We start from the raw sequence: 26,625 nt of genomic DNA, 5'->3' as shown, positions 1-26,625 counted from the left end.
AACGACCCGCCTCATCGCGTGGCCCGGCTGTATCGCGGGCCACGCGTCAAGGCCTCTTCTGCATGCTCTGCCTATGCTCCGATTCTCGAACCAGCCTCACGTCACCTCGTATTACGCAGCAACCGCTAACGACACCACCCGCCATCCGCCGCTCGAAGAGACACTCAACGTCGACGTCTGTGTGATCGGCGCGGGCCTCACCGGCATTTCGACTGCGTTGAATCTCGCCGAACGCGGCCATTCGGTCGCGGTGCTCGAAGCGTCGAAAGTTGGATGGGCCGCGAGCGGCCGCAATGGTGGCCAGTTGATCGGCGGCTTTGCCTGCGATATCGATACATTCGCGAAGTTCATGCCCGCGGATGACGTGAAGCGTGTTTGGGACATGGGGCTCGAAACCCTGGATATCGTCAAGGAGCGCGTCGCGAAGCACCAGATCGATTGCGACCTGACTATCGGTTATTTGACCGCGGCGAACAAACCGCGCGATACAGATGCGCTACAAAAATGGCGCGACGAAGCGCAAAAACGCTTCGGTTACGACCGCTTCAGTTATGTCGACGCCGATGGCGTCGGCGACTATGTTCAATCGCAGCGCTACCTCGGCGGATTGTTCGATGCGGACAGCGGCCATCTGCATCCGTTGAATTACACGCTCGGTCTGGCGCGCGCGGCACGCGCGGCCGGCGTACAGATTTTCGAAGACAGTTGCGTCACCGTGTTGCGTGTGGAAAACGGTCGGCACGTGGCCGAAACCGCGCGCGGCAAAGTGCAGGCGCAATTCGTCGTGCTCGCCTGTAATACCTATCTCGGCCAACTCGCACCGGACGTCGCCAGCAAAATCATGCCGGTCGGCACCTACGTGATCGCCACCGAACCGCTCGACCCCGATCGTGCCGAAGCGCTGATGCCGGCGAAAGCGGCCGTGTGCGACAGCCGCTTTGTGCTCGATTATTTCCGCCCCGCCCCCGACAATCGCCTGCTGTGGGGCGGCAAAGTCAGCTATTCCAAACTCGCGCCGCGCAACCTCGGCGAAGCGATGCGCCGCGATATGCTAAAGACCTTCCCGCAGCTCGACGATGTCAAAATCGACTATGCGTGGGGCGGTTTCGTCGACATCACGATGAATCGCGCGCCGCATTTCGGCAGGCTGTCGCCTACAGTGTATTTCGCGCAGGGTTTCTCCGGCCACGGCGTGAACACCACCGGGCTCGCGGGCAAGCTGATCGCCGAGGCCATAGACGGCCAGGCGTCGCGCTTCGATCTGTTCGGCAAGATTCGTCACCGCAACTTTCCTGGCGGCGCTACACTGCGCACCCCTGCCCTCGTACTTGCGATGGCCTGGTATCGAATGAAGGACCTGCTTTGATGAATGCTCCGACTCCTGGTTTTAATACTCTCGACCGCCGCGCCGACGCGCTGATCGCCAACTCCTACTACGAGGCGAGCGCCGCACGGCCGCTGACCGACGATCCAGTGCTCGACGGCACGCTGGAGGCCGATGTCTGCGTGATCGGCGCGGGCTTCTCGGGGTTGTCGGTGGCGCTGGAATGCCGGGCGCGTGGATTGTCGGTGGTGGTGCTCGATGCGCATCGTCCGGGTTGGGGCGCATCGGGCCGCAACGGTGGACAAACGCTGGTGGGTTTCGCGAAAGACGAGGTCATCGAGCGGCAACTCGGGCTAGACGGTGCGCGCGCCGCATGGGCTATGTCGGTTGAAGGCGTGGCCCTGGTGCGCGAGCGCATCGAACGCTACGGCATCGATTGCGATTTCACCTCCGGTTATCTGACGGTGGCGACAAAACCGAAGCGTGTACCGGATTTGCGTTCGTGGATGGAGTCGGCCGCGCAACGCTGGGGCTACACGAAACTCGCATGGCTCGATACCGATGAAGTGCGTTCACGCGTCGCTTCGAAACGCTATCTGGCGGGCGTCTACGATCCGTTTTCGGGCCATCTGCATCCGCTCAAATACTGTCTCGGCCTCGCCGACGCAGCACGTCGTGAAGGTGCTCAACTGTTCGCGCATTCGCCGGTGATCGAAGTCGTGCGCGGCGCACGGCCTGTCGTGCGCACTGCTAGTGGCGAGGTGCGCTGCCGGTTCGTCGCGGCATGCGGCAATGCAACGATCGGCGACGTGTTGCCCGCGCCGGTGGCCGCGCGCATCGCGCCGATTGCCTCGTATATCGTCGCCACGGAGCCGCTCGGCCAGGCACGCGCCGACGCGTTGATCAAAGGACGCGAGGCGATTTGCGACAATAACTTCTTCCTCGATTACTTCCGCTTGTCGGCTGATCACCGCGTGCTGTTCGGCGGCCGGGCGAGTTCGACCGGTGCATCACCCGTGCAACTCGGCGAAGAGATTCGCGAGCGCATGATCGGCGTGTTCCCGCAACTCGGCGATGTGCGAATCGACTATGCGTGGGGCGGTTTTGTCGACGTCACGCGTAATCGCGCGCCGGATTTTGGTTCGATCGATCCGAATTACTTCTACGTGCAGGGTTTTTCCGGGCACGGCGTGGCGTTGACCGGGATTGCAGGTCGCGTCATTGCAAAGGCCATGGCCGGTGAGACGGCAGCCTTCGATCTGTTCGCGCAACTGCGGCATGCGCGCTTTCCGGGTGGTCCGGCCTTGCGCGGGCCGGCGTTAGAGCTCGGGATGATGTACCACCGGATACTTGAGTTGTTTTAGGCGGTTTTTCGGCGACGAATTGAGTGCTTTTATTAGCATCCGGCCCATCGTGCCTGTGCAGTCCCCGCACACGCCGTGCGCCCAGAACCCCGACCTCAATCCCCGACATTCGAATGCTTCATCGTCGCTGCGGCCCGAACATACGTGCCAACGCGCGCGCAAGTTCCTTGACGGCGGCATCTGCGGTCGGGCGATGAAGCAGCGCGATATCCATGGTTTCGATTGAAGGCAGCCCGCTTTTCGGTGTCAGCACGGCGTGATCCGCCGTCACCGCGCGCGCGGGAAGAAGACTGATGCCGAGACCATCGGCAACAGCCGCCTGGATTCCGCTCAAACTCGAACTGATAAAGCTCATCCGCCAGCGGCGTCCGAGTCCTTCGATCGCGTTGGTCATGTCGTCACGATAAAGCCCCCGCGGGGGAAACGCGACGATGGGAACTGGTTCAAGCTGGAACGAAGGGTTCTTCGCACTGTCGATCCACCTCAATTGCTCCGGCCAGCACGCGACGGCCTCGCGGCTGTTGCGCCGCTGCTTCACGAGGATCAGATCGAGGTCACCGCGATCATAGCTGCTGCCAAGGTCGCGGCTCAATCCGCTGGTCACTTCCAGCTTCACCTGCGGATGCTTGCGGTTGAACGCGGCGAGCATATGGGTTGTCGGCCCACCGACGAAATCCTCCGGCACACCCAGCCGGACAGTCAGCCCCACCGTCGCGCCCGACAGCGCCTCGATCATTTCATCGTTCAGCGCAAGCATCCGGCGCGCGTAGGCGAGCAGCGTTTCGCCGGCATCGGTCGGACTCACGTCACGGCTGCCTCGCTCGAGAAGCTTGTGTCCTGCCATGTCCTCCAGACGCCGCACTTTCTGGCTCACGGTGGACTGCGTGGAATGAAGCCGTGCGGAGGCCGCCGTAAAGGTGCCGCAATCGGCCACCATGACGATGGCCTTGAGCAGATCCAGATCGAATAGCGGTGTACGTACTTTGGCGTTCGATTTCATCGAATCTCCATTCAGGCAAGGCAGCGCCTGATAACGGCATATTTCTAACCAATAGTATTCGATTTTCAACTGATAGGCATTCGAACATTTAATTTCTGAATGTCGGGTGAGATGGATAACATCAAGCGCTGTCGATACGGTGATTTCGGTGGCCTCTCAATGGCCGGCCACTCCGCTTCGACATCAGACAAGAAAACTCGAAGGTGGGCAAAGCGCGACGCGACACCGCCGTGTCAGCGAAAGAAAAGCCCCCATCACGAGATAAATACCCGGAGACAGGCATGAAGAAACCGCAGTTGACGAACAGTTGGAGGAAGCCACCCGTGGGCATCGACGCAGGCATGATGCTGGCGGGCACGGCCGGGAGGATCCTATGAAACTTCGTTTTCTGCTGGCCGCGCTGCCGTTCATCGGCATCTATTCGGGCGGCACACTCGCCGCCAGTACGCCGCTCCTGTTCGGCCTGCCGTTTCTGCTTGTGTGGAATCTGTTCTGGATGGCTGCAACGGCCGCCATCCTCGCATTCATCTATTATCTCGACAGCCGCGACGAAGCGGCACGCGCGGGCGAGCGCACGGGAGACGGACAATGAACCCGGCCCTCGTCATCATCGTTCTGTTTGCCCTCTTCGCGCTGGCGGTCGGCCTGTACGCGCGTCGCGGCAAGACGTTCAGCCTGGAACAATGGGCTGTCGGCGGACGCGGATTCGGGTCGCTGCTTACCTTCCTGCTAATGGCAGGTGAGGCTTTCTCGACCTTCTCGTTTCTGGGCGCGAGTGGCTGGACCTACAGCAAGGGAGTACCGGCGTTCTACATCCTGTCGTACGGCTGCCTCGCGTACGTGTTCGGTTACTGGATGCTGCCCGCCATCTGGCGCTATGCGAAGGAACACGGCCTCGTGTCGTTCGCCGATTATTTCGCGTCGAAGTACAACAGCCGCGCCATCGGCGTGCTGGTGTCGGTGGTGGCCGTATTCGCGATGGTGTCGTTGCTGATCATCCAGTTACGCGGTCTCGGCATTATCGTCTCCGAGATGTCATACGGTTCGATCTCGCAAGACACCGCCATCTGGATCAGTGCGACCCTGATGGTCCTGTACATGAGCGTATCGGGCATCCACGGTTCGGCAAGCATTGCGATCTTCAAGGATGTGCTGATCCTCGGGCTCGCGATTTTTCTCGGCACCTATTTGCCGCTGCATTACTTCGGCGGCTTCGGCGAGATGTTCGCGCGCATCGACGCCGTCCATCCGGAACTGCTGCGCATGCCGGAGCGCGGTTTCAATCTGAGCTGGTACAACTCGACACTCCTGCTGACGTCGCTTGGCTACTACCTGTACCCGCACGGCTTCACGGCCGTCTACGTGGCACGCGACGCGTCGGCGCTGCGCAAGAACACCATGCTGATGCCGATCTACCAGGTGTTGATCGCATTCCTGTTCCTCGTCGGTTTCGCCGCGGTATTGACGGTGCACGGACTCGAAGGCGCACAAACCGATCTCGCGCTGCTGCGGCTCGTCAAGCAGACTTTCCCGTCGTGGTTTGTTGGGATCGTCGGCGGCGCCGGTCTGCTCACGGCATTGGTGCCGGGCTCGCTGATCATGCTCAATGCGTCGACGATGATCGCCCGCAACATCTACCGCGAAGGCTTCGCACCACAGGCGAGCGACCAGCAGGTCGGGCGCGTCGCGCGAATCGCGTTGCCGCTGTTCACGCTGGTCGTCGTCTACTTCGTGCTGCGCGGCGGCTCGAACTTCGTCGCGCTCGCAATCTTCTCGTCGAGCCTGCTGACACAACTGGTGCCCATGCTCGCCTCGAGTTTCCTGAAGCGCCCATTCGGCACCCGGGAAGCGGCATTCGGCGGTATCTTTGCAGGCGGGATCGTGCTGGCGCTGGTGAACTGGCGCGGCATGACGCTGGCCTCTGTTTTCCCGGCCGCGCCCATCGCTTTCACTTCCATCAACACGGGCCTCGTCGCGCTGTTCGCCAATGCCGTGGTGTTCATCGCGATCAGCACCGCGCAGCGCGCGCTGCGGGCCCGTATCGCCACTTCCGTCGAATCGGCATAACCAACATGACTCGCTCTCTTCTTCTCTCCAATGTCCGGCTGGCTGACGGCCAATCGGTTTCCGTATCCATCGCCGACGGCCGCATCGAGGCGCTCGGGCCGCATGCCGAAGCGCAGCCTGGCGCGCTGGCCGAAGACGGCGGCGGCGCGTTGCTGCTGCCGGGCTTCGTCGAAGGGCACACGCACATCGACAAAAGCAACTGGGGCCGTTCGTGGTATCGCAACGAAGTCGGCCCCGCACTCATTGACCGGATCAACAACGAGCGCGAATGGCGCAAGACGTCGGGACACGATGCGGCCACCCAGTCGCTCGCGCTGGCGCGGGCATTTGTTCAGGCAGGCACGACGCGCCTGCGCACCCACGTTGACATCGATACTGACGCGCAATTGCGTTATCTCGAAGGCGTGATCGGCACGCGGCAGACGATGCGCGATGTGCTGGACATGCAGATCGTCGCGTTTCCCCAGTCGGGGATGTTGATCCGTCCCGGCACGGTAGAACTGCTCGGCAGCGCGCTCGCTGAAGGTGCCGACGTACTCGGCGCGCTCGATCCCGCCTTGATCGACGGCGATCCCGTTGCCTCGCTCAACGCGACCTTTGAGCTGGCGGAACGCTACCGCAAGCCGATCGATATCCATCTGCACGAGCCCGGTGAAGTCGGCGCATTCACGCTGAAACTGCTGCTCGATCGCGTCGAGGCGCTGGGCATGCAGGGTCAGGTGGTCGTCAGCCACGCGTTCTGCCTCGGCGCATTACCGGAACGTGAACGCGACGCGTTGCTCGAGCGGATAGCGCATCTGCGCGTGGCGCTTCTGACCAGCGCGCCGCCGTCTCGCCCTGTTCCTCCGCTCAAGATTTGCAGGGACAAAGGCATCACAATCTTTGGCGGCAACGACGGCATTCGCGACACCTGGTCGCCGTATGGCGTACCGGACATGCTCGAGCGCGCAATGCTGATCGGCATGCGCTACGACTTGCGGCGCGACGACGACCTCGCGATCGCATTCGACTGCGTGAGCAACGCTGCCGCTCAAGCTTGCGGTTTCAGCGACTATGGTCTGCGCGTCGGCGCGCGCGCGGACCTCGTGCTGGTCGATGCCGAATCCGTCGCGCATGCCGTGGTCGCCCGTCCCAGACGCAAGCTGGTCATGGCCAACGGACGCATCGTCGGGCGCGACGGCGAACTGGTCGACGCGGCATAACGGCGCGCGAATACCCCACAAGAAGAACCCGCATATGAACGACAGGCAACCGGTAGACATACTCATAGAACACGGCTGCGTCATCACGCTCGATCCTACGCGCCGCGTCATCGACGATGGCGCGGTGGCCATCAGCGGTGATCGCATCGTCGCCGTCGGAGAGACCCGCGTGCTCGCGCAGCAATACCAGGCAGACCGCATCATCGACGCACGCCGCAAAGCGGTACTGCCAGGCCTGATCGACGCGCACGCCCATGCTGGACACGCCATGCTCAGGACGATCGGTGGCGCGAACGGCGATGCGTGGTCTGCGGCGTGCGAGGCGATCTATACGCGCGCATCGGACGAAACGTTCTGGGAAATGGAATCGCATCTTGCCGCTCTGGAGCGCCTCAAGGCAGGTGTGACAACGGGCGTATCGCTGCTCGGCGGCGGCGATTCGATCATGCGCGTCGACGACCCCGTGTATGCGCGGCGTCACTGCGACGCGGTAGTCAAGACGGGGACCCGCTCGATCGTCGCGGTCGGTCCGTCGCGCCCACCCGAACCACGTGCCTACACTCAGCACGGAGCGAACGGCAGCGTGACGCGCGATGTCGATTTCGCGCAGATGTACGAGGTTTGCAAAGAGATCATCGACGCATGCCATGGTGACGCCAACGGCCGTATCCAGATTGCGTTGACGCTACCCGTCTATGCTCCGCAGCACTATCCCGAGCAGGCAGCACACGAACCTATCTTCCGGCGTCAGGCCGAGCGGTACACAGCGTTGGCCGGCGAACGCGGTTTAAGCTTCACGCAGGATGGCCATCGCACCGGCTCGCTGGATTTCGCGCATCGCGAGCTGGGACTGCTGAACGCGAAGTCGTTCATGTCGCACGCCATCGATCTGAGCACCGCGGACATCGCTGCGTGCGTCGAGACAGGCGCCTCGATCGTGCACAACCCAAGCGCGATCATGTCGATCATCGGACGTTGTCCTGTACCGGAACTCATCGATGCCGGCGTGACGGTGGCGATCGGCTCGGATGGCGCGGCACCCGACCGCGGTTACGACATGTTCCGCCACATGTGGCAATGCATGCACTACCACCGCCGTCATTTTCGTGACCCGAACATCCTGCCGCACGGCAAGGTGCTCGAAATGGTCACGATCGACGCCGCCAAAGCGCTGACGCTCGACGACGAGATCGGTTCGCTGGAAGTGGGCAAGCAGGCCGACATCATTCTGGTCGACCTGTACAAGCCGCACCTCATGCCGATGAATATGCCCGTCCATCGCGTCACCTGCTTCGCGAATGCCGGCGACGTGTGCATGACGATGGTCGGCGGCAAAATCCTGATGGAGAACTACCGGGTGCTGTCAGTCGACGAAGGAGACATACTCGAGCGGGTGTCGGCGGCCGCGGATCGCGCGTTCGACCGCGCAGGTCTGCGCCATCTGCTGGAAACGCCGCCAACGCTGTGGCAGCGTAGCCATTATTGAGGCCGGAGCGGATTTATCGTGGTGCGTTGAGCGTCAACTTCATATGCCGGTTGACGTCTTTGTACAGCAGGTAGCGGAAACGGTCGGGGCCGCCTGCATAGCAGGCTTGTGGGCAAAAGGCGCGCAACCACATGAAGTCACCCGCCTCGACTTCGACCCAGTCCTGATTCAAGCGATAAACCGCTTTGCCTTCCAGCACATACAGGCCGTGCTCCATCACGTGAGTCTCGGCGAACGGATCACGCCGCAAGGCTGGAACGTGACAATGTTGACGTGCATGTCGTTCATGTCGTTCATGTCGTTCATGTCGTTCATGTCTCATGTCGACGAAGCGCGTCGTCACCCAACGGCTCTCGGTGCCGGGCATCGGGATCGGCTCGATGCCGACAAAGCGACCGTCATGTACGGCAAGGTTGAGCGGGCTGCCGTCGGCGTCCCCGGCGTGACCGCTCGCCCCCTGGCGTTTACCCGAAAACTTCATTTTGCTGACTATTTATCGATAAATTATCGTGTTAGATTTCGTCGCCTGCGAGCTATTGCAACCTGGCGCAACCCGACACTGTCCGAGTGCAACCGGCTCTGGCAAGCCATGCGGAGCAACGCGCGCAGCAGTAAAGAAACGACATAACAGCGACACAGGAGAACAGCATGTGGGTTTTGATTGGCGTGCCGATCGTCGTACTCGGCTTCGCATTGCGCTTCAACGCGCTACTGGTGGTGACGATCGCGGGGATCGCCACGGGCATTGCCGGCGGCCTGCAACCCGTGGAGATCGTCAGCGCATTCGGCAAAGCATTCGCCGATAACCGCTACATGGGCCTGATCTGGCTCACGCTGCCCGTGATTGCGCTGCTCGAACGCAACGGCCTGAAAGAACAGGCCAAGCACCTGATTTCACGTTTGCACGCCGCCACCACCGGTCGCGTGCTGATGCTGTATTTCGTGATTCGCCAGATCACTGCCGCGCTTGGACTGACGTCGCTCGGCGGTCATGCGCAGATGGTGCGCCCGCTGATCGCGCCGATGGCCGAGGCTGCCGCAGCGAACCGCTATGGCGAATTGCCCGATGCGGTGCGCCAGCAGATTCGCGCGAATGCTTCGGCGGTCGACAACATTGCCGTGTTCTTCGGCGAAGACATTTTCATCGCGATTCAGTCGATCCTGCTGATCAAAGGCTTCCTCGAACAGAACGGCATCATGGTCGAACCCTTGCATGTGTCGGTGTGGGCGATTCCCACCGCGATCGCCGCACTCGTGATTCATGCCGTGCGCCTGATGCTGCTCGACCGCAATCTGTCGCACAAGATGAATACGTTGGGAATCAAACGGGCACAGGGACAAGGTATCGCACGATGATGATCAAACTCGAATCCCTCTACGTGCTGGCCGGTTTGATGTTTGCCGCGTTCGCGCTCTTTAATCTGCAGGACCGCTCGAATCCGCGCCGCGTCGTCAATTTTCTGTTCTGGGGCATCTATGCGATCACCTTCATGTTCGGCGGAGAACTGCCGCATTTCGTGACCGGTTGCCTCGCCATCGCACTCGCCTTGATCGCCGGTTCCGGCAAGCTCGGCAAAGGCAAAGCAGACAGCAATAGCGAAGCAGCCGCCGCGCGCCGCGAAACAAACGCGCAGCGCTTCGGCAACAGGCTTTTCATACCGGCGCTGCTGATTCCGGTCATTACCTTGCTCGGCACGTTGACACTGAAATATGTACCGTTCGTTGAACCGAAGAACGTCACGCTGATTTCGCTCGTACTGGGTACGTTAGTCGCTTTTGGCGCGGCGCTTTTCATGTTGCGCGACTCGCCGGTGCACGCATTGAAAGATGCGCGGCAGACCATGGACACCGTGGGTTGGGCCGCCATTCTGCCGCAGATGCTGGCCGCCCTCGGCGCGCTGTTCGCGATTGCCGGCGTGGGTCACGTGATGTCGGATCTCGTGAAAACGTGGATTCCGGTCGACTCCGCTTTCGCGGTGGTCGCGGCTTATACATTCGGCATGGCGATCTTCACGATGATCATGGGCAATGCCTTCGCCGCTTTCCCGGTCATGACAGCCGGCATTGGCCTGCCATTGATCGTGCATCAATTCCACGGCAACCCGGCTATCCTTGGCGCAATCGGCATGCTGTGCGGCTTCTGCGGCACTTTGATGACGCCAATGGCCGCCAACTTCAATATCGTGCCCGCCGCGCTGCTGGAACTGAAAGACCAGAACGGCGTGATCAAGGCACAGTGGCCGACTGCTTTACTATTGCTGGTCGTCAATACCATACTGCTATATCTGTTCGTATTCCGCTTTTGAGGAGGCGCCGATGACTGTTCAACTCACCCCCGAATTCGCTTCCAGATTCGCCAATCTGGCGCTCGCCCATCTCACACGTGAGTATCCGAACAAGCTGACTCACTCGCTCGCCGGTCCGCAAGATGTGCAGGGCCCGCGTGCATTGCATCCGATTTTTTATGGCAGCTACGACTGGCATTCGTGCGTACATGGCTACTGGCTGATCCTGCATCTGCTCGAACGATTTCCCGATCTGCCTGAAGCGGCACGCATCGTCGCGGTGGTCGACGAGCATTTCACTGAAGCGAATGTGGCCGGTGAGCTTGCGTATCTCGACCTGCCGCACAACCGCGGATTTGAGCGCCCGTACGGCTGGGCGTGGTTGCTCGCGCTGAGCGCGCAGCTTCATTCCCTGAAGCTATCGCAAGCCGCGCGCTGGTCCAGGACTTTTGCGCCGCTTACCGAGGCCTTTGTCGATCGCTTCGAGGAATTTCTACCCAAGGCAACCTACCCGTTGCGCGTTGGCACGCACTTCAACATGGCGTTCGCGCTCGCGCTCACGCTCGATTTCGCGCGGCAAACTTCGCGTGAATCACTTGAAGCACTGCTGGTGAATACAGCGGAGCGCTGGTTTCTGAACGATGTCGCATGTCAGGCATGGGAGCCGGCCGGCGACGAATTCTTGTCGCCTTCGCTGATGGAAGCGGAATTGATGCGGCGCGTATTGCCTCCCGCGCAATTCGTCGAATGGTTCCGGCGCTTTCTGCCCGATCTTGGCGCGAAGAAGCCCGCTACGCTGTTCGAACCCGTCACCGTGACCGATCGTACCGACGGCAAGATCGCCCACCTGGATGGTCTGAATCTGAGCCGCGCGTGGTGCCAGCGGTCGCTGGCGCGCGCGCTGCCCGCCGGCGACATACGCCGGACAGCGCTGTTCGATTCGGCCGAGCGTCATCTTCAGAGCGCCCTGCCGCACGTAGCCGGCGACTACATGGGTGAACACTGGCTGGGCACCTTCGCCACGCTCGCTCTGGAAGCGTGAGCGATAGTCTGACAGGGCCTCACTGAAGGCAAAAACGGCGCCGCAAACGTGAACCGGTCCTGGCAAGCTACCGATTCGCGCTGCGAGCGCCGTTTTCTTTTGCTGCGTGATTCAAGAGCCGTCTGTTGCAGCCCGGCCCGCGAATCCGCCGGTTCCGCGCATTACTGGCCAGTCAGCTTTTTAGGCTTCGGCGGCGTCTGAACCTTGTTGTACTGAAACTCGGGGGTCGCCTTCAAGGCGTCCTTGGTCGCGCCAGCCAGATAGAAATTCCCAGAACGAATATCCAGCGCGGCGACAGGCACCGCTACGTCATGCGACGCCACGCCGAGAAATCCACCGGCTGAGACGATTGCTGCGGATAGCGAGCCATCGGGCGCAACCACCAGGTCGCGGATCGAACCGATCTTTTCGTTCTGGTCGTTATACACGGCCTTGCCGAGAATGCTCTTCTTCACACTCCAGCCGCTCAGCAGCGCATTCGACTGCTCGACCGTGACGCTCAGGGGTTGCGTGCCGGCGACTTGCGCCTGCGCACCAAAGCTGGTTGCAGCTACCGCGACCACAACAACGAGTTTGCTCAAAGTCATATCGTTTACTCCGTTCTTAGTAGACTTGACCGGCGCATGGCCTGCGCCGAAGGAATCGCTGCAAAACGATCATACAGACTACGCGGCGCGTCTGCATCCGGACCGCCATCCGCGAGGCCCCGTCTCTCTGCAGCCCTTCCGTCCCGCGGCGGCATCGCTACATCAGCGTCAACCCGGTTGCGATCGCACCAATACAGCCGCGATAGCAACCGCATAACGGTAAAATCGCACCAGGCGATGACGCCCGTTTAGAGGTGGAAGTTTGACTGAGCTTGAACAGGGTTTCATTCTGACCCGACATTGGCGGGATACGCCCGCCGGCACCGAAGTGGATTTCTGGCTGGCAACAGACGGCGGGCCCCGTCACATCCGGCTGCGCCCCCAGCCTTCGGTGGCGTTCATTCCGGCCGAACACCGCGAGCGCGCCGAAACGATCCTGCGCCGTGAAGCGCCGCTCGATCTGCGCCCGCTCGATCTGCGCGACTTCCAGCATCGGCCGGTGATGGGGCTTTACTGCCAGCAGTACCGGCAATTGACGGGCTTCGAAAAACGCCTGAAGCAAGGCGGCGTCGATGTCTACGAGGCCGACATTTTCCCGCCCGAGCGCTACATGATGGAGCGTTTCATCACCGCGCCAGTGTGGTTCGGTGGCGATGCACAGAATAACAGCCCGCTTCTGAACAGCGAGTTGAAGCCGGCTACGAACTACCGGCCGCCATTGAAGCTGGTGTCACTCGATATCGAAACCAGCGCGCACGCCGAACTCTATTCCATCGCGCTCGAAGGTTGCGGGCAGCGTCAGGTGTATATGCTCGGGCCGCCGAACGGCGACGCCAGCGGTGTCGATTTCGACCTCGAATACTGCGAAACCCGCGCACAGTTGCTCGAAAAACTGAACACGTGGATGGAACGGCACGACCCTGATGCGATCATCGGCTGGAACCTCGTGCAGTTCGATCTGCGCGTGCTGCAGCAGCATGCCGAACAATATCGCGTGCCGCTGCGACTCGGCCGCGGCGGCGCAGTGATGGAATGGCGCGAGCACGGCCACAAGCAGAACCACTTCTTCGCGGGTGCCGCGGGAAGATGGATCATCGACGGTATCGAAGCGCTGCGGTCCGCAACGTGGAGTTTTCCATCGTTCAGCCTCGAATACGTATCGCGCACGGTGTTGGGCGAAGGCAAATCGATCGACAATCCGTACCAGCGCATGGATGAAATCCAGCGCCGCTTCGACGAGGACAAACCTGCGCTCGCGCAGTACAACCTGAAAGATTGCGAGCTGGTCACGCGCATCTTTGCGAAGACCGAATTGCTGCCGTTCCTGCTGGAGCGCGCGACGGTCACCGGCCTGCCTGCGGACCGAAACGGCGGGTCGGTCGCGGCGTTCACGCATCTGTATATGCCGCGAATGCATCGGCAAGGCTATGTCGCGCCGAATCTCGGTGACGTTGCCGGTGCCGCGAGCCCTGGCGGCTTCGTGATGGATTCGCGGCCCGGCCTCTACGATTCCGTCCTGGTACTCGACTACAAGAGCCTGTACCCGTCGATCATCCGGACGTTTCTGATCGACCCGCTGGGTCTCGTGGAAGGCATACTGAACCCCGGCGACGATCAATCGGTGCCGGGTTTTCTCGGCGCACGATTCTCGCGCGCACATCATTGTTTGCCGTCGATCGTCGACCAGGTCTGGCAGGGGCGCGAAACGGCCAAACGCGAGCACAACAAGCCGCTTTCGCAGGCGCTGAAGATCATCATGAACGCCTTTTACGGCGTGCTCGGATCCACAGGCTGCCGGTTCTTCGACCCGCGTCTCGCGTCGTCGATCACCATGCGCGGGCATGAAATCATGCACACCACGCGTGAGCTGATCGAGGCGCAAGGCTACGAGGTCATTTACGGCGACACGGATTCGACTTTCGTGTGGCTAAAGCACGCGCATAACGAGGAAGAAGCGAGCCGCATCGGCCGGGCGCTCGTTGAACATATCAACGCGTGGTGGCGGCAGAACCTGCAAGAGCGTTTCAGCCTCGAGAACGCGCTCGAGTTGCAATTCGAGCGGCACTACAAGCGTTTCTTCATGCCGACGATACGCGGCGCCGAGGAAGGCAGCAAGAAACGCTATGCCGGGCTGACTGTTCTGCCCGACGGCAGCGAGGAGATCGTCTACAAAGGGCTCGAAACAGTGCGGACCGACTGGACACCGCTCGCCCAGCAGTTCCAGCAGGAACTCTATGGGCGAATATTCAGGAAACTGCCCTATCAGGACTATGTACGCGACTACGTGCGCGATACGCTGGCAGGAAAACTGGACGATCAGCTCGTGTACCGCAAGCGTTTGCGCCGGTCACTCGGCGATTACGAGCGCAATGTGCCGCCGCATGTGCGCGCGGCACGCGTGGCCGATGAGTTCAACCGGCAACAGGGCCGTCCGTTGCAATATCAGAACGGCGGCTGGATCAGCTATGTGATGACAACCGCCGGACCGGAACCGCTCGAAACGCTGCGCTCGGCGATCGACTACGGACACTATCTGACACGGCAGTTGCAACCGGTTGCTGACGCGATCCTGCCACTCTTGCGCGATGACTTTACGACGTTGATCTCGGGGCAGAAACAGCTGTTCTGAGAACAGCTTTCGCAATCAGCCTTCGGTGGTCCTCGTACCGGCCAATACCGTAAGCGCATTGTTCGCAGACTCCGCTCAGCTTTTCAACGCGGCATTAAATACTGGCGCGAGTCCCGTGCTGTCGAGCAAACGGCTGAATTCACCGAGCCGTTTATGCAGATACGCCGGCACATCAACATCCGCGTAATCGTAGAAGCCACGCGCATCGCGCAGGCCATCGCGGCCTTCTTGCATGTTGCCGCTGACGATCGCGGCGGGCAGGAAGCGTGGATCGATCGCCCGCGCCAGATAGTGCGATGCATAGTAGAGAATGTCGCAGCCGCCCCAGTCGATAAATTCGAGCAGACCCAGCACGGAAAACCGCAAACCGAAACCGGTACGGATAGCCGTATCGATGTCTTCCGCGCTGGCCACGCCCTCCTCGACCATGCGCGCGGCCTCATTCATCGCCAGTGCCTGGATGCGTGGCACGATGTATCCCGCCGATGGCGCGCACACCACCGGCACCTTGCCGACCCGGCGCAGCAAGGCGACCACGCGCTCAACGGTCTCTTTCGCCGTGGCATCGCTACGACTGACCTCGACGAGCGGCATCAGGTGAGCCGGGTTGAGCCAGTGCGCGTTGAGAAGCCGCCCGGGATGCGCCACCACCTGCTGAAGCTCGGTCACCAGAAACGTGGAAGTAGTCGATGCAAACAACACGTCTGCCCCAGCGTGCTCACAGAGCCAGGCAAACGCGACCTGCTTGGCCTCCATCACTTCCGGCACGGCCTCGAAGACGATCTCGCCTTCAGCAAGCCCTTCCCGCGCGCGCTCACGATCCACGATGACGATGCGCGCCATCGTCTCCACGGCCTGCGCCTCGCTGATGCGGCCGAACACCACCTGCGTCTGCAACTGCCGCACGATCTCGCCACGCGCAGCCGCCGCAAAGGCGCTACGGGCGGCCGGGTCGCGTTCCTTGAAGTCGATCAGCGTCACGTGCAAGCCCGCATAAGCGAACGCGAGCGCGATGCCTTGCCCCATCCGCCCCGCACCGAGGATATGAACGTGCTGGATCTCGACGGCCGCGCTCATTGGTTGAAACCCCGTTCGAGCAAGGCGGTCATCGCCCCGCGCGAAAGCGACGCGAGGCCCAGCCGCTCGAGCGTGCGGCCTTCGCCGTACAGGTCGCGCTCCGATACGGCGCTCGCCAGATTCAGCAGACCTTCGGCGACCGGTGTCGGCACCCCGGCCCAGCGTCCCGCCGAAACGAGAAACGACAAACCGAGCCGCGTATCCTCGAGCATATAGCGGTGCGTCTTGAGATCGATATCCTCGCGCCAGTCGCCGCTATCGGTCAGCTTGCCGTGCGCGCCACGGCCGTACATCCACTCGTCGCCCTCGCTCGCGTAATGGTCGGCGAGCGGAAAATGCGGCGCACCGTAGCCGAGGGCCTCGCGTACCGCCATACGTTCGGCGTCGAGCACACTGGTTACGCGGCGGATCGACGGTTGCGTGCCTTCGTTGTGGATGTCCCAGGCATCGAAGTGCTCGAGCGGGCCGGCGTTCATCATGATCAATGGCGGGTGGATCACCGGCCCCGCGTTCATCAAGGCGCCGCTCAATGCGTCCTCGATCGGTTCGACCGATGGATAGGCCGCCTGCAGCACCGGAACCGCCCACGTCGCAAACCGTGCGGGAAAGACGCCGCTCGGCAGGCGCGTGGCGTACGCGCTCACCACCACATTGTCTTCGCCATGTTTTCGTGCGAGGTACGGCAACGTGCCGGTCTCCGCGAAAGCCACCTCGTGCGCATTGCCCGCCTCGTGCATCGCCTTCGCGAACACATAGCTGCCGAACGTGCCGGGCGGCAGGAACACCACCTGATGGTCCGCCAGAAATGGTGCCAGTTGAGCCGCCAGCGCTTCGTGCGTCGTTGAAGGCAGGGGAATCACGATGAGCGCTGCGCCCTCCACCGCTTCCGCAAGATCGTCGGCGAGACGGATCGCGCCCGGCTCCGTGCCGATCGGCACCCGCCGCTCGCCGCGAAAGTCCTTGACCTTGAGCGCGCCGAGTTCGCGCAGCCGCGCCGCGGCGACCGTATCACGGCGCCACCACGTCACGTTATGGCCTTTTTCCAGCATGTCGATCACGGCCGCATAGCAGCCATGGCCCCCGCCCAGTACGCTGACATTCATCACACTTCTCCTTGTTCGATGATCGTCAGACTACGGGGTCGCCGGCACAAAGACGCTTCACCGCGCGCAAGCCGCATTCAAATCCGGCAACTCAATGAGCGCGCCGTCGCGCGCCTGATGAACAATCTCGCCATCCGGGTCGATCCGTTCTTGCGCGAAAAAATTGGCCATCGCATGATGAGCGCGCTCCCCGCTTCGAGGCCCATGAATGGAAATCGCGATTTCACGCAGAAACCGTAACCGTCTGATCGCATCGCACGCCCGCGAGGATATCGAGCGGGAAGTCTCACAGGTGCTGTGCCCGCACAAGATGGAAGTCGCGCACCGCGGCCCGCTCAACGCCGAGCTATACGGCGTCGCGCTCCATCAGGCAATGCTCCTCGAACTCCACTACGGCAGCGAAACCCACATCGATGCCGGCGACATCGGCAATCACTACCTGTTTCGCACCACACTCAGCGGCCAATGCGCGCTGGAATCCGGTGGCGAACGCGTTTCGCTGCGGGCCGGGAGCCTGAGCGTGTCATCGCCCGCACGGATGAGCCGCATCGTCACGGATCGTGAATGCCGCAACCTGCTCTTGCGGATCGACCGGCAGGCGCTCGAAGTCAAGCTCGCCGAGATGTTGAACGACAGCGTCAAACAACCGCTCGTGTTCGATCTCGCTTTCGACAATGCACACACGGGCACCACGGTTTTCTTGTCGACACTGCGCTACCTGTGCAATCTGTGCGACCAGTTCGACGAGCCCGCGCAGGAACGGATCTTCGGCCGCGATCTCACGCAGTGGCTGATGACTGTTCTGCTCAGCCAGTTGCCGCATTCGTACAGCGCGACGCTGGCCCGTGCCTCCTCTGCGCCACTGCCGGTCCACGTGCGCCGCGCGCGCGACTATATCGACGCCCACCTCGACGAGCCGCTGCGGATGGACGCCTTGGCGCGTGCCGCCGGTGTTTCAACGCGCACGCTACAGAACGGTTTCAGCCAGTTCCTCAATACGTCGCCGGGGGGCTATATCCGTGAGCGGCGGCTCGAGGCCGTGCACCGCGCACTACAGACGCAGTCTGAACGGTCGGTGACTGATATTTTCATCGAGCACGGCGTGCACAGCTTTGGACATTTCGCCAAGGCGTACGCGCGGCGCTTCGGCTGCCTGCCATCGGCCACCGCGAAGCGCACGCTGCGCAACTGACGCCCATGCAGACCGATCCCGCCGACTCCGTCAATTCTGCCGATTCCGCCGCTTCCGATCCGCACGAACATGACCCGCTGTCCTTCACGGACACCGCCGGGGCGCCGCGCGTGCGGGACCTCGATCTGAACCTGCTGAAGGCATTTCACGCGGTGTACATCGAGAAAAACGTCGGCCGCGCGGCGTTGCGGCTGGGAATCACGCAGCCTTCAGTGAGTCACGCGCTCGCGCGTCTGCGACTTGTGTTTCGCGACGCGCTATTCGTGCGTACGCCCGGCGGTGTCGAAGCGACGCCGCGCGCGCAGCGCCTCGCGATTTCAATCGATCGCGTACTGGAGATCCTCCAGGACATGCTCGATGAAGGCGCGCAGTTCCGCGCCGCCACGTCGCGCCGCGTGTTCCGCCTGCATATGAGCGACTTCGCCGAAGCCGCGTTTCTGCCGACGCTGATGCGCGAACTCGATACACGAGCGCCTGGTGTGGTGATCGAAACCCATCAGATCGACGACAGCCAGTTCAACGTCGCGCTCGAATCGGGTCGCATCGACTTTGCGCTCGGGCATTTCCCGCATGCATCGAGCCACTTTCACCATAGCGAACTGCTGCAGGAGCGCTATGTGCTGCTGATGGCGCGGCGCGTGGCGGAGCAGTTCGAACTGCGGGAAGGCTATACGCTGAATGCGAACGTGCCCGCGGGACTGCACTTCATCGCGGTGACGTCCCACCCGCAATCGGTCGAACTGCTCGAACGCTATGGGCTCACCTCGCGCGTGCGGATTGCCGTGCCGAACTTCATGGTGGTGCCGGCCATCCTGAGCCGCTGCGATTACGCGCTGATTCTGCCGCGCACTGTTGCGCGCGCGTTCTCCACGCTCGGTGAATCGGCCGTGTTCGAACTCGAAGATGCGCTCACGTGGCCCGTGAACGCCTACTGGCATCGCCGTTTCGATGCCGATCCCGGCCACCGATGGCTGCGCGGTGTGCTCATGGAGCTGTTCCGGATCGGCGCGCGCGAGCCTTTCGACAGCTGGCTCAGCGCGCCGCTCGATCTCAATCCGGAAGGCGTACGTAGCGCCTGAACGCGTCAAAAGGGACGCGCCGGTCCATCAGCACGTCCGCTTGATCAACCGCCTAGAAGGCCGTCATGATGCCGGCCACCACCGAGCTTGCGGTCGCGCCAGCCTTCGCCACCGACACCCCGCCACCCGCCGCGCCATTGACCGTGAAGTTCGCGTGTGCGCCGTTGCGGATCATCGCCGCGCCCGTATAGAGCACGGTGCGCTTCGAAAGCGGATAGTCGCAGCGTACGCCGAACGAATCTGCATTGCCTTCGCTGTCGGCCACTTTCCGGTAATGGCCGTAGCTCAGCAATACCAGCGAACGGCCCACCGGCACGGTGGCGTCGAGTTCAAACAGATCGTTGTGCGGATTCGAACTGGCGGCGTTCACGCCCGTCGCGACGTCCGGCCCCCCGCGATGCCGTAGATAGATGAACGCCGGTTTGACGAAACCGAAATCGTACGAGATCGCCCCAAGCGTGTAATTGCCGGCGGCCGTCGGACTGTTCGTGTTCAGTGCCGCCGCGCTCGCCGGACTGAAGGTCTGCTGCATGTAGTCGGCGTCGATCGACAGATTGCCGTTCACGTAGTTAACCGACGCGCCATATGTATCGCCCAGCGTCGAAGGCACGTTCGATGCGCCATTCGCTCCGCGCGCGGCGATAGCTCGCACCAGCACGCCACCCATACGGGGAGAGGAATAGCGTATCGAGTTGTTCACGCGCAAGAAGGCCGGCCCGACGAAGTTATTCGCTGCATTGCCCCAAGCAAGGCCGGCGCCGTCTCCCGGCAAGCTGTAGGTCACGAACGACGTATGCAGCACCGTGTAATTGACGCCGGCCTGCATCGCGCCAAACGGACCCGACAGCCCGACCCACGCTTCGCGTCCAAACAGCGCGCCGTTGTTGCCGAGCGTGCCGTTAGCCGAATTGAAGCCGTTTTCGAGCTTGAAGATCGCGCGATAGCCGCCGCCGAGATCTTCACTGCCCTTCAAGCCGAATTGCGTCGCGAAGATATCGCCGCTACCCATCCGCAGCACGTGGTTAGGGCCGAAATTCGCGTATTCGATCGACGTGTCGATCCGTCCGTACAAAGTCACGCTCGATTGCGCAAGCGCGGGGGCCGCTGCGAGGCTCAGCAGCGACACGCACCACATCCGTTTGGTCATTCCTTTAGTCCCGGCGAAAGTCTGGTTCTATCTGCCGCGCGGATTTGCCGTCGCGACGCTCGTGTTTTCCGCGGTCTCCAAAGCCTTTCGTTTGATGGAGCGGAAAACGAAGCGAGTCTAGGAACACCAATTTCGAGCGTCGATGAATGCGCACATATAACACTTATAGACAGCGCGAATGAGGTGCGCCGCGCACCATACGACGACCTCTTCCGCCTTATGGGACAAGCCTTTCCGGCCGACTCCTGGGGAAAACTTTAGCGGCCCAGGGGAATCTCGCCGTGTGTGCGCAGGCCTTGCGTATATGTTTCGGAAATTTGGCTGCATACGCTGCTTCGCAACCTCATTGCAACCTCATTGCAACTTCGTCGAATATCAGGCACAGGAGAATCGGCATGGCCGTATCAACGAGCAATAACCCTGCGCGCAGGCGCTATACGTACGAGTGGTACGTGGTCCTGATCTGCATGCTTGCGTATGTGTTTTCCTTTGTCGACCGGCAGGTTCTCGCGCTGATGATCGAGCCGATCAAGAAGGATCTGCATCTGACTGACACGCAGTTCAGCCTGCTACAAGGCTTCGCGTTTTCGCTCTTCTATGCGGTGATGGGCATGCCGCTCGCCTATCTCGCCGACCGCTTCGCCCGCCCTCGCATCATCGCGACAGGCATTGCGTTATGGAGCGTGGCCACCGCGGCCTGCGGCGTTAGCCAGAACTTCATCCACATGTTCTTCGCCCGCATGAGTGTCGGCGTGGGCGAAGCCGCGCTGTCGCCCGGAACGTATTCGATGTTGAGCGATTATTTCCCGAAAGAAAAACTGGGGCGCGCGGTGGGCGTGTATTCGCTGGGGTCATTCATCGGCGGCGGAATGGCATTCCTGATCGGCGGATATGTGATCCATCTGCTCAAGCAGATGACGACGGTCAGCGTGCCGCTGCTCGGCGACGTGCGTTCGTGGCAACTCACGTTCTTTATCGTCGGCTTGCCGGGCTTTCTCGTCGCTCTGCTGTTTATCCTCACCGTGCGCGATCCGGCGCGTCGAGGACTCGTGCGGGATGGCGCAGGCCAGGCAAAACGCGTATCGATGGGCGACTCGCTGCGCTTCATCGGTACGCATGGCAAGACGTTCACCTGCCACTACCTCGGCTTCTCGTTTTATGCGATGACGCTGTTCTGCCTGATGAGCTGGACACCCGCGTTCTATATCCGCCATTTCGGACTCACGCCGGCTGAAGCCGGTTACACGCTCGGCACGATCCTGCTGGTCGCGAACACCATCGGCGTGTTCTGCGGCGGATGGCTCAACGACTGGCTCATGAAGAAAGGCCGCACGGACGGCCCCATGCTCGCGGGTTTCATCGGCGCGGTTGGAATGCTGGTGCCGGCCGTTGCTTTCACACAGGTCGATAGTCTGAACGTGTCGCTTGCGCTGCTGGTCGTTGCGATGTTCTTCGCCTCATTCCCGATGCCCACTTCGACCGCCGCGATGCAGACGCTCGCGCCGAACCAGATGCGTGCGCAGATTTCAGCGGTGTTTCTGCTGGTCTCCAATCTCATCGCACTTGGAATCGGCACGACCCTCGTGGCGTTGCTGACCGACAAGGTGTTCGGTTCGCCGAAAGCCGTGGGCGACTCGATGTCGATCGTTAACCTCGTCGCCACGCTGCTGGCTGCAGGGTTGTTGTGGCTGGGTTGCAAGCAGTTCCGGTTGAGCCTTGCGCGTGAGCAGGGGCAAACGGGTTCAACGGCAGCCGTGGCACATCACGACGCCGCAGACGCCGCGCACGCCGGCGACGTTGCGCCACTCGTGGGACAGTAAGCCTATTCCCGCTTCGGTCTTAACCCGTATGTTTGCACTACCCGCTGATGGAAGAGCCGCCCGCTTTCGGGCGGTTCAGGGTTCAGCATTGCAGGCTTCCACACCTGAGCGTTTGACTTGCGATTGAACGGGTGCGAGGCGGTAATCCTTGCGCCCGTATGGACATCAGTTCCGCGGGATACCCATCTTCTCCATCGTCAGGGTTTCGTCGGCGCGCCCCCACCCACCGTCGGCGACCTCATCCACGAGAACCATCGAGTAAGGACGGACGCCCTCGCCGAAGTACTCGACGAACATGGCCGTCGTGCGATGGATGATTTCTTCTTTTTTCGCGGCATCGAGCGTGCCTTCCGGAAACTTGTAATTGGCAAATGGCATGAAATATTCCTTCATTGAGGATTGAGAACGAGGTGTCGGTTTTCGGCACCTGGACATTGCGAAGACGATTCGCAAGAGCGACGCTCAGGTGGCCGACTGCCTTGAGAGCGATTATTCCAGCACAGGGCACCTGGATAAATGGTGGTAAATTGCCATGACTATTCAATGGGAATAACTAATCGAGATCGGCGGATATGGATCGTTTTGACACGCTGCAGTTGTTCATCCGGATCGTCGAGCAGGGCAGTTTCACCAAAGGCGCAAGCATGGTGGACATCCCGCGCGCGACGGCGACCTATGCCATCAAGGCACTCGAGGCGCGGCTCGGCACGCGGCTACTCGAACGAACGACGCGGCACGTGCGGCCGACACTCGACGGCCAGGCTTTTTACGAGCGCTGCGTGCGCATCCTGAGCGAGATCGACGATGCGGAGTCGTCGTTCTCGCATCAGACCAGCAACCCGCGTGGCGTATTGAGGCTGGACCTGCATGGCACGCACGCCACACGCATCGTGTTACCGCGCATCGACGAGTTTCGGGCGCGCTATCCGGGTATCGACCTGGTGGTGAGTAGCGGCGATCGCCTCGTCGACCTCGTGCGCGAAGGTGTCGATTGCGTGATCCGTGGGGGGCGTCCGCGCGACTCGTCGCTGATTGCGCGGCCCGTGGCCGTCGTGCCGCAGATCATTTGCGCGAGCCCCGCCTATCTGGAGCGATGGGGTATGCCCGCGACACCGGCTGATCTGGCCTCGCATGAAGCCGTCGGCTTCTTTTCCCAAACGAGCGAGTCCTCCTATGCGATCGAACTGCGCATCGAGCGGAAGATCACTGAATTCAAGCTGCGTAAATGGATCTCGGTGGGCGACGCTGAGAACTATGTCGTCTGCGCCTTGCGCGGAGCGGGTCTGATTCAGTTGCCCCGCTTCCACGTGGAGGACGAGCTTGCCGATGGTTGCCTCGTCGAGGTTCTGAAGGAGTGGGAGAGTCCGGGCTTACCCATCAATATTCTCTATCCTCAGCACCGGCAACTCGCTCCGCGGGTCCGTGCTTTCGTGGATTGGGCGACTCAGGTGTACGCGGCGAAATTCGGCGGTGAGAACGGGTTGAATGCAAGGGTGGAAGAGCCGCCCGGTTTCGGGCGGCTGAGCACTGAACGGAAGTCAGCGAAATGAAGCCGTCCGCCTTCTCGGTGATTAATGTTGCACGGGAGCTGGCTGTTGGTCCGCGTCTTCTTCTTCGTTTGTCGCGGATTCGGCCGACGTTTGTTTGGCCGGGCTGGGCTTCGTGGTTGCCGGTGTTTCCGTCGTCGCTATTTGCGATGCCTCTGCGAGAAGGCGCGCTGCACGGCTCGCGGTGATGCGGCTTTGAGGAATGCCCTTCGCGTCGAGCGCGATCACCTGATAGAGCTCACGGTCACACTCGAGCTCTCGCTGATATTGCTCCGCGGTGTCGACGAGCAATTCAAGCATGGTCTGCTGACGTCGTCTTTCGTCGCCCGTGATGGCAGGATTCCTACATATTGAGGACGCAAGTGTGATCAATGTGTTGAGTTGGCTCAATTACCGGTTGCAGAGGTCGAAGGTCTGCAATGCAAGTTTTTCGTACTGGAGCGCGTCGACTGGCGGCCGTGAAGCGGGTTGAGATTGTTTTGTGGGTTTGTTGCTCATGGTGCGACCTCCCTGGTACTTCCTGGTACTTCCTGGTACTTCCTGGATCGCCCGACACTCGCTTGCTTGGGGAAGTGGGTGAGCGGGCACGTGGCGGGTTTGGAAGACCGGGATACAAACGAACCGGCGAGCCTTGCGGCTCCCCCACCACAGCCCGCCCATTGGAATATAGACGTGCAGGGGCAGACGCACGACCCGCGCGAGCGGGTGTGCGGTTTGTATCGCAGGCTTCCACACCTGGCCGCCGGGTGTTTCCCGACGGCTTGATGATTATAAATCAAGGCAGCCGCGTAGCGTTCAACCAGGCAGGCTAAGTGTTTGCGTTTGGCCGATTGGATAAGGCATCATCGGCGGCGGTTGGCGTATTGCCGAGAACGCGGAGGACTGAAATCGACCCTTCTCGGTCATTCGCGGAGAGCACGGCGAATGACCGCTTTCGGGCATCGGTGTGCTACGCGTCGGTCAGGATGAATGTGCTGCTTCCGAGCGCGATGTCAGGAAAGTCAGAATGGTCGCGATCAGCAACAGAACTGCGCTCGCGACAAAGGTGGCTCGATAACCGCTGTGGTCGAACAGCGAGCCCCCCATTGTGGAGCCCATGGCGATAGCAAGCTGGATGACGGCGACCATCAGCCCGCCGCCGGCCTCGGCGTTCTCTGGGAAAGTCCTGGCCACCCAGCTCCACCACCCTACGGGCGCCGCGGTGGAGAACAGACCCCAGAGTCCGAGGAGCGCAACAACGGCGGCTGTCCATTGGCCGAACGTGATCAATGCGGCAGCGATAGCTGCCATCAGGAACGGGATGGCCATCAGCGTCTGGTAGAAGCCCCGCTTCAGCACCGCGCTGATCAGCGTGGTGCCGATGAGGCCCGTAATGCCGATCACCAGCAGAATGAGCGAGAGTGTCGACACGTCGACTCGCGTTACCCTCTCGAGGAATGGCCGCACATAGGTAAACAACGCGAACTGCCCCATGAAGAAGAGGCCGACGCCGAGCATGCCCAGAGTTACGACCGGACGTCGAAACTCCGTGAAGAGGTTGCCGGAAACGGAGCCGCGATGCTCGCCCGGCATCGACGGCAGACTGATCCATTGCCATGCCAGCGCGATCAGCGCGACCGGCACCAGACAGAAGAACGCCCCGCGCCAGCCGACGATCGACCCGAGGTAGCTGCCCAGCGGCGCGGCCACCACGGTGGCCAGCGCGTTGCCGCTATTGAAGATAGCCAGAGCGCGCGGAACGTCTTGCTCCGGGACGAGCCGCATCGCGGTGGCAGCCGACATCGACCAGAATCCGCCCACGACCACGCCGATCAGTGCCCGGCCGACCATATAGATGAAATAGTTCGGCGCGAGCGCGATGACTGCCCCGGACAAGGCCATGACACCCGTCAGCGCGAGCAGCAGCGTCTTGCGATTCATGCTGCCGGCAAGCACCGAAATGAACAGGCTCGTCACCACCGCGAACGCACCGGAAATCGCAATGCCACGCCCGGCCATCCCCTCCGTGACGTGAAGGTCCGTGGCCATGGGTGTCAGCAGGCTGACGGGCATGAATTCCGAAGCGATCAGCGCAAAGACGCACAGCGACATTGCAAAGACACCGCTCCAGAATGCAGGCTGTTTCTCCACTTTCTGTTTGGTGAAGGATTCGGCCACATGGTCATCGCACACTCGAGTCGTCATGAAATGCTTTTAGTAATGCAGAGATATGTTCGAAAAGAACGGCACACCTTCCTTACGGGATCGGCTTTCCGCAGTAGGCATGAACGGATTGGAGCGACCTTGGGAGCAGTGAACGGCGCGCTGTCTCGGTCAGTTCGCGATGCGTTCGATCATGACCTTGAGTGGCCCGGAACGCTCAAGCGCAGGCAGGCCGGTGTCCACTTTGCCCACAGGCAGCAGGCCGCGTGCATAGGCCCGCCCGTTCACAAAAATCGCAAGGTTGCCCCACGGCGCGTAGTAGGTGATGTCGCCGGGCTCTGGCTTCATACCGGCCGGGGCGTCCGCAGTGGCCAGCTTGCGCGGAAGATCAGAGATTCGCTCGATGACTGCGTAGTCCTCCAGCGTGAGCGATAGAGGAAGCAGCGCCGCGAAATCTCGCGCGGTGGCGTTGTCGTACAGGGTCGCGGTGACGACCTGACCATCGACGCTCAGGCGAATTTTCATAGGGGGC

At 61.5% G+C, this 26,625-nt stretch carries 22 protein-coding genes and 2 pseudogenes; 14 read left to right on the top strand and 10 right to left on the bottom strand.

The genetic code is table 11. The features are described 5' to 3' along the window. Positions 1-73: 73 nt before the first annotated feature. Together PQQ52_RS22090 and PQQ52_RS22085 are read left to right on the top strand one after the other, a co-directional pair. Positions 74-1,366, top strand: coding sequence for an NAD(P)/FAD-dependent oxidoreductase (locus PQQ52_RS22090; protein WP_408215839.1), 1,293 nt, complete (start codon positions 74-76; stop codon positions 1,364-1,366). Further along, the gene (locus tag PQQ52_RS22085) at positions 1,366-2,688 is read left to right on the top strand and encodes an NAD(P)/FAD-dependent oxidoreductase (protein ID WP_408215813.1); all 1,323 of its coding nucleotides are present in this window, start codon (positions 1,366-1,368) and stop codon (positions 2,686-2,688) included. Before PQQ52_RS22090 ends, PQQ52_RS22085 begins: the two co-directional genes overlap by 1 nt. A 118-nt stretch (positions 2,689-2,806) precedes the next feature. Here the strand turns inward: PQQ52_RS22085 and PQQ52_RS22080 are convergent, their stop codons facing one another. Continuing rightward, positions 2,807-3,688, bottom strand: coding sequence for a LysR family transcriptional regulator (locus PQQ52_RS22080; protein ID WP_408215810.1), 882 nt, complete (start codon positions 3,686-3,688; stop codon positions 2,807-2,809). A 373-nt stretch (positions 3,689-4,061) separates the two neighbouring features. Here PQQ52_RS22080 and PQQ52_RS22075 point away from each other — a divergent pair, with 373 nt between their 5' ends. Genes PQQ52_RS22075 through PQQ52_RS22060 form a run of 4 tightly spaced genes read left to right on the top strand, consistent with a single transcriptional unit; the run spans position 4,062 to position 8,443 of the window. Continuing rightward, positions 4,062-4,280 carry a DUF3311 domain-containing protein gene (locus PQQ52_RS22075; RefSeq protein WP_408215807.1) on the top strand — a complete coding sequence of 73 codons (219 nt, stop codon included), beginning with the start codon at positions 4,062-4,064 and terminating at the stop codon, positions 4,278-4,280. Beyond that, positions 4,277-5,755, top strand: a complete 1,479-nt coding sequence (locus PQQ52_RS22070) for a sodium:solute symporter family protein (RefSeq protein ID WP_408215804.1) — start codon at positions 4,277-4,279, stop codon at positions 5,753-5,755. Before PQQ52_RS22075 ends, PQQ52_RS22070 begins: the two co-directional genes overlap by 4 nt. Before the next feature lie 5 nt (positions 5,756-5,760). Beyond that, positions 5,761-6,957 carry an amidohydrolase family protein gene (locus PQQ52_RS22065; protein ID WP_408215801.1) on the top strand — a complete coding sequence of 399 codons (1,197 nt, stop codon included), beginning with the start codon at positions 5,761-5,763 and terminating at the stop codon, positions 6,955-6,957. 34 nt (positions 6,958-6,991) lie between these two features. Further along, a complete protein-coding gene (locus PQQ52_RS22060) occupies positions 6,992-8,443 on the top strand; it encodes an amidohydrolase family protein (RefSeq protein ID WP_408215799.1) in 1,452 nt (483 codons plus the stop codon). Between the two features lie 13 nt (positions 8,444-8,456). On the opposite strand, the pseudogene PQQ52_RS22055 reads toward PQQ52_RS22060, so the two are convergent. Next, a pseudogene (locus PQQ52_RS22055) lies at positions 8,457-8,825 on the bottom strand (cupin domain-containing protein); the annotation flags it as partial. A gap of 266 nt (positions 8,826-9,091) precedes the next feature. Between PQQ52_RS22055 and PQQ52_RS22050 the strand changes: the two are divergent. Genes PQQ52_RS22050 through PQQ52_RS22040 form a run of 3 tightly spaced genes read left to right on the top strand, consistent with a single transcriptional unit; the run spans position 9,092 to position 11,770 of the window. Next, positions 9,092-9,799 carry a DUF969 domain-containing protein gene (locus tag PQQ52_RS22050; protein WP_408215796.1) on the top strand — a complete coding sequence of 236 codons (708 nt, stop codon included), beginning with the start codon at positions 9,092-9,094 and terminating at the stop codon, positions 9,797-9,799. Further along, entirely contained in the window at positions 9,799-10,749 is a 951-nt protein-coding gene (locus tag PQQ52_RS22045; RefSeq protein WP_408215837.1) for a DUF979 domain-containing protein, read from the top strand. The genes PQQ52_RS22050 and PQQ52_RS22045 overlap by 1 nt, the downstream gene beginning before the upstream one ends. Before the next feature lie 10 nt (positions 10,750-10,759). Further along, on the top strand, positions 10,760-11,770 hold the full coding sequence (locus PQQ52_RS22040) for a DUF2891 domain-containing protein (protein WP_408215793.1): 1,011 nt from the start codon (positions 10,760-10,762) through the stop codon (positions 11,768-11,770). A gap of 161 nt (positions 11,771-11,931) precedes the next feature. Here the strand turns inward: PQQ52_RS22040 and PQQ52_RS22035 are convergent, their stop codons facing one another. After that, positions 11,932-12,357, bottom strand: a complete 426-nt coding sequence (locus PQQ52_RS22035; RefSeq protein ID WP_408215790.1) for a PRC-barrel domain-containing protein — start codon at positions 12,355-12,357, stop codon at positions 11,932-11,934. 262 nt (positions 12,358-12,619) lie between these two features. On the opposite strand from PQQ52_RS22035, the gene PQQ52_RS22030 reads away from it, so the two are divergent. Then, a complete protein-coding gene (locus PQQ52_RS22030; RefSeq protein WP_408215787.1) occupies positions 12,620-14,986 on the top strand; it encodes a DNA polymerase II in 2,367 nt (788 codons plus the stop codon). Positions 14,987-15,061: 75 nt separating this feature from the next. Here PQQ52_RS22030 and PQQ52_RS22025 read toward each other — a convergent pair whose 3' ends face one another. Both PQQ52_RS22025 and PQQ52_RS22020 read right to left on the bottom strand, forming a co-directional pair. After that, a complete protein-coding gene (locus PQQ52_RS22025) occupies positions 15,062-16,063 on the bottom strand; it encodes a 3-hydroxybutyryl-CoA dehydrogenase (RefSeq protein ID WP_408215785.1) in 1,002 nt (333 codons plus the stop codon). Beyond that, positions 16,060-17,166, bottom strand: a complete 1,107-nt coding sequence (locus tag PQQ52_RS22020) for an NAD/NADP-dependent octopine/nopaline dehydrogenase family protein (RefSeq protein WP_408215783.1) — start codon at positions 17,164-17,166, stop codon at positions 16,060-16,062. The genes PQQ52_RS22025 and PQQ52_RS22020 overlap by 4 nt, the downstream gene beginning before the upstream one ends. A gap of 208 nt (positions 17,167-17,374) precedes the next feature. Here PQQ52_RS22020 and PQQ52_RS22015 point away from each other — a divergent pair, with 208 nt between their 5' ends. Both PQQ52_RS22015 and PQQ52_RS22010 read left to right on the top strand, forming a co-directional pair. Further along, positions 17,375-18,358, top strand: a complete 984-nt coding sequence (locus PQQ52_RS22015; protein WP_408215780.1) for an AraC-like ligand-binding domain-containing protein — start codon at positions 17,375-17,377, stop codon at positions 18,356-18,358. 5 nt (positions 18,359-18,363) lie between these two features. Continuing rightward, positions 18,364-19,437 (top strand): LysR family transcriptional regulator, encoded by a 1,074-nt coding sequence (locus tag PQQ52_RS22010; protein ID WP_408215777.1) that lies wholly within the window; start codon positions 18,364-18,366, stop codon positions 19,435-19,437. 52 nt (positions 19,438-19,489) lie between these two features. On the opposite strand, the gene PQQ52_RS22005 is transcribed toward PQQ52_RS22010, so the two are convergent. Then, a complete protein-coding gene (locus PQQ52_RS22005; protein WP_408215775.1) occupies positions 19,490-20,584 on the bottom strand; it encodes a porin in 1,095 nt (364 codons plus the stop codon). Positions 20,585-20,979: 395 nt separating this feature from the next. On the opposite strand from PQQ52_RS22005, the gene PQQ52_RS22000 reads away from it, so the two are divergent. Further along, complete coding sequence (locus tag PQQ52_RS22000; RefSeq protein WP_408215772.1) at positions 20,980-22,404, top strand: spinster family MFS transporter; 1,425 nt, start codon at positions 20,980-20,982, stop codon at positions 22,402-22,404. 165 nt (positions 22,405-22,569) lie between these two features. Here PQQ52_RS22000 and PQQ52_RS21995 read toward each other — a convergent pair whose 3' ends face one another. Next, a complete protein-coding gene (locus PQQ52_RS21995; protein ID WP_133894772.1) occupies positions 22,570-22,782 on the bottom strand; it encodes a tautomerase family protein in 213 nt (70 codons plus the stop codon). Positions 22,783-22,976: 194 nt separating this feature from the next. On the opposite strand from PQQ52_RS21995, the gene PQQ52_RS21990 reads away from it, so the two are divergent. Beyond that, entirely contained in the window at positions 22,977-23,954 is a 978-nt protein-coding gene (locus PQQ52_RS21990) for a LysR family transcriptional regulator (protein WP_408215770.1), read from the top strand. Positions 23,955-23,975: 21 nt separating this feature from the next. Here PQQ52_RS21990 and PQQ52_RS21985 read toward each other — a convergent pair. From PQQ52_RS21985 to PQQ52_RS21975, 3 genes and pseudogenes are all read right to left on the bottom strand, one after another. Beyond that, positions 23,976-24,449: pseudogene (locus tag PQQ52_RS21985) on the bottom strand (hypothetical protein). 462 nt (positions 24,450-24,911) lie between these two features. After that, entirely contained in the window at positions 24,912-26,042 is a 1,131-nt protein-coding gene (locus PQQ52_RS21980) for an MFS transporter (RefSeq protein WP_408215834.1), read from the bottom strand. Between the two features lie 222 nt (positions 26,043-26,264). Further along, positions 26,265-26,618: a cyclophilin-like fold protein gene (locus PQQ52_RS21975; protein ID WP_408215767.1), complete on the bottom strand. Its 354-nt coding sequence runs from the start codon at positions 26,616-26,618 to the stop codon at positions 26,265-26,267. Between the last annotated feature and the right edge of the window lie 7 nt (positions 26,619-26,625).

This window comes from Paraburkholderia sediminicola (genome assembly GCF_046030555.1).
In the GTDB taxonomy this organism is placed as follows: domain Bacteria; phylum Pseudomonadota; class Gammaproteobacteria; order Burkholderiales; family Burkholderiaceae; genus Paraburkholderia; species Paraburkholderia sediminicola_E.
Note: the sequence above shows the minus strand (reverse complement) of the source record. Positions and strands in the feature narration are given on the sequence as shown.

Excerpts from the sequence above, each read along its gene's own strand:
- PQQ52_RS22060 (WP_408215799.1), top strand. The coding sequence starts at position 6,992 with ATGAACGACAGGCAACCGGTAGACATACTCATAGAACACGGCTGCGTC.
- PQQ52_RS22045 (WP_408215837.1), top strand. The coding sequence starts at position 9,799 with ATGATCAAACTCGAATCCCTCTACGTGCTGGCCGGTTTGATGTTTGCC.
- PQQ52_RS21980 (WP_408215834.1), bottom strand. The coding sequence starts at position 26,042 with ATGTCGCTGTGCGTCTTTGCGCTGATCGCTTCGGAATTCATGCCCGTC.
- PQQ52_RS22090 (WP_408215839.1), top strand. The coding sequence starts at position 74 with ATGCTCCGATTCTCGAACCAGCCTCACGTCACCTCGTATTACGCAGCA.
- PQQ52_RS22050 (WP_408215796.1), top strand. The coding sequence starts at position 9,092 with ATGTGGGTTTTGATTGGCGTGCCGATCGTCGTACTCGGCTTCGCATTG.
- PQQ52_RS22085 (WP_408215813.1), top strand. The coding sequence starts at position 1,366 with ATGAATGCTCCGACTCCTGGTTTTAATACTCTCGACCGCCGCGCCGAC.
- PQQ52_RS22020 (WP_408215783.1), bottom strand. The coding sequence starts at position 17,166 with ATGAATGTCAGCGTACTGGGCGGGGGCCATGGCTGCTATGCGGCCGTG.
- PQQ52_RS22000 (WP_408215772.1), top strand. The coding sequence starts at position 20,980 with ATGGCCGTATCAACGAGCAATAACCCTGCGCGCAGGCGCTATACGTAC.
- PQQ52_RS21995 (WP_133894772.1), bottom strand. The coding sequence starts at position 22,782 with ATGCCATTTGCCAATTACAAGTTTCCGGAAGGCACGCTCGATGCCGCG.
- PQQ52_RS22015 (WP_408215780.1), top strand. The coding sequence starts at position 17,375 with ATGGAAATCGCGATTTCACGCAGAAACCGTAACCGTCTGATCGCATCG.
- PQQ52_RS22010 (WP_408215777.1), top strand. The coding sequence starts at position 18,364 with ATGCAGACCGATCCCGCCGACTCCGTCAATTCTGCCGATTCCGCCGCT.
- PQQ52_RS22025 (WP_408215785.1), bottom strand. The coding sequence starts at position 16,063 with ATGAGCGCGGCCGTCGAGATCCAGCACGTTCATATCCTCGGTGCGGGG.
- PQQ52_RS21990 (WP_408215770.1), top strand. The coding sequence starts at position 22,977 with ATGGATCGTTTTGACACGCTGCAGTTGTTCATCCGGATCGTCGAGCAG.
- PQQ52_RS22005 (WP_408215775.1), bottom strand. The coding sequence starts at position 20,584 with ATGACCAAACGGATGTGGTGCGTGTCGCTGCTGAGCCTCGCAGCGGCC.
- PQQ52_RS22075 (WP_408215807.1), top strand. The coding sequence starts at position 4,062 with ATGAAACTTCGTTTTCTGCTGGCCGCGCTGCCGTTCATCGGCATCTAT.
- PQQ52_RS22070 (WP_408215804.1), top strand. The coding sequence starts at position 4,277 with ATGAACCCGGCCCTCGTCATCATCGTTCTGTTTGCCCTCTTCGCGCTG.
- PQQ52_RS22065 (WP_408215801.1), top strand. The coding sequence starts at position 5,761 with ATGACTCGCTCTCTTCTTCTCTCCAATGTCCGGCTGGCTGACGGCCAA.
- PQQ52_RS22080 (WP_408215810.1), bottom strand. The coding sequence starts at position 3,688 with ATGAAATCGAACGCCAAAGTACGTACACCGCTATTCGATCTGGATCTG.
- PQQ52_RS21975 (WP_408215767.1), bottom strand. The coding sequence starts at position 26,618 with ATGAAAATTCGCCTGAGCGTCGATGGTCAGGTCGTCACCGCGACCCTG.
- PQQ52_RS22040 (WP_408215793.1), top strand. The coding sequence starts at position 10,760 with ATGACTGTTCAACTCACCCCCGAATTCGCTTCCAGATTCGCCAATCTG.
- PQQ52_RS22035 (WP_408215790.1), bottom strand. The coding sequence starts at position 12,357 with ATGACTTTGAGCAAACTCGTTGTTGTGGTCGCGGTAGCTGCAACCAGC.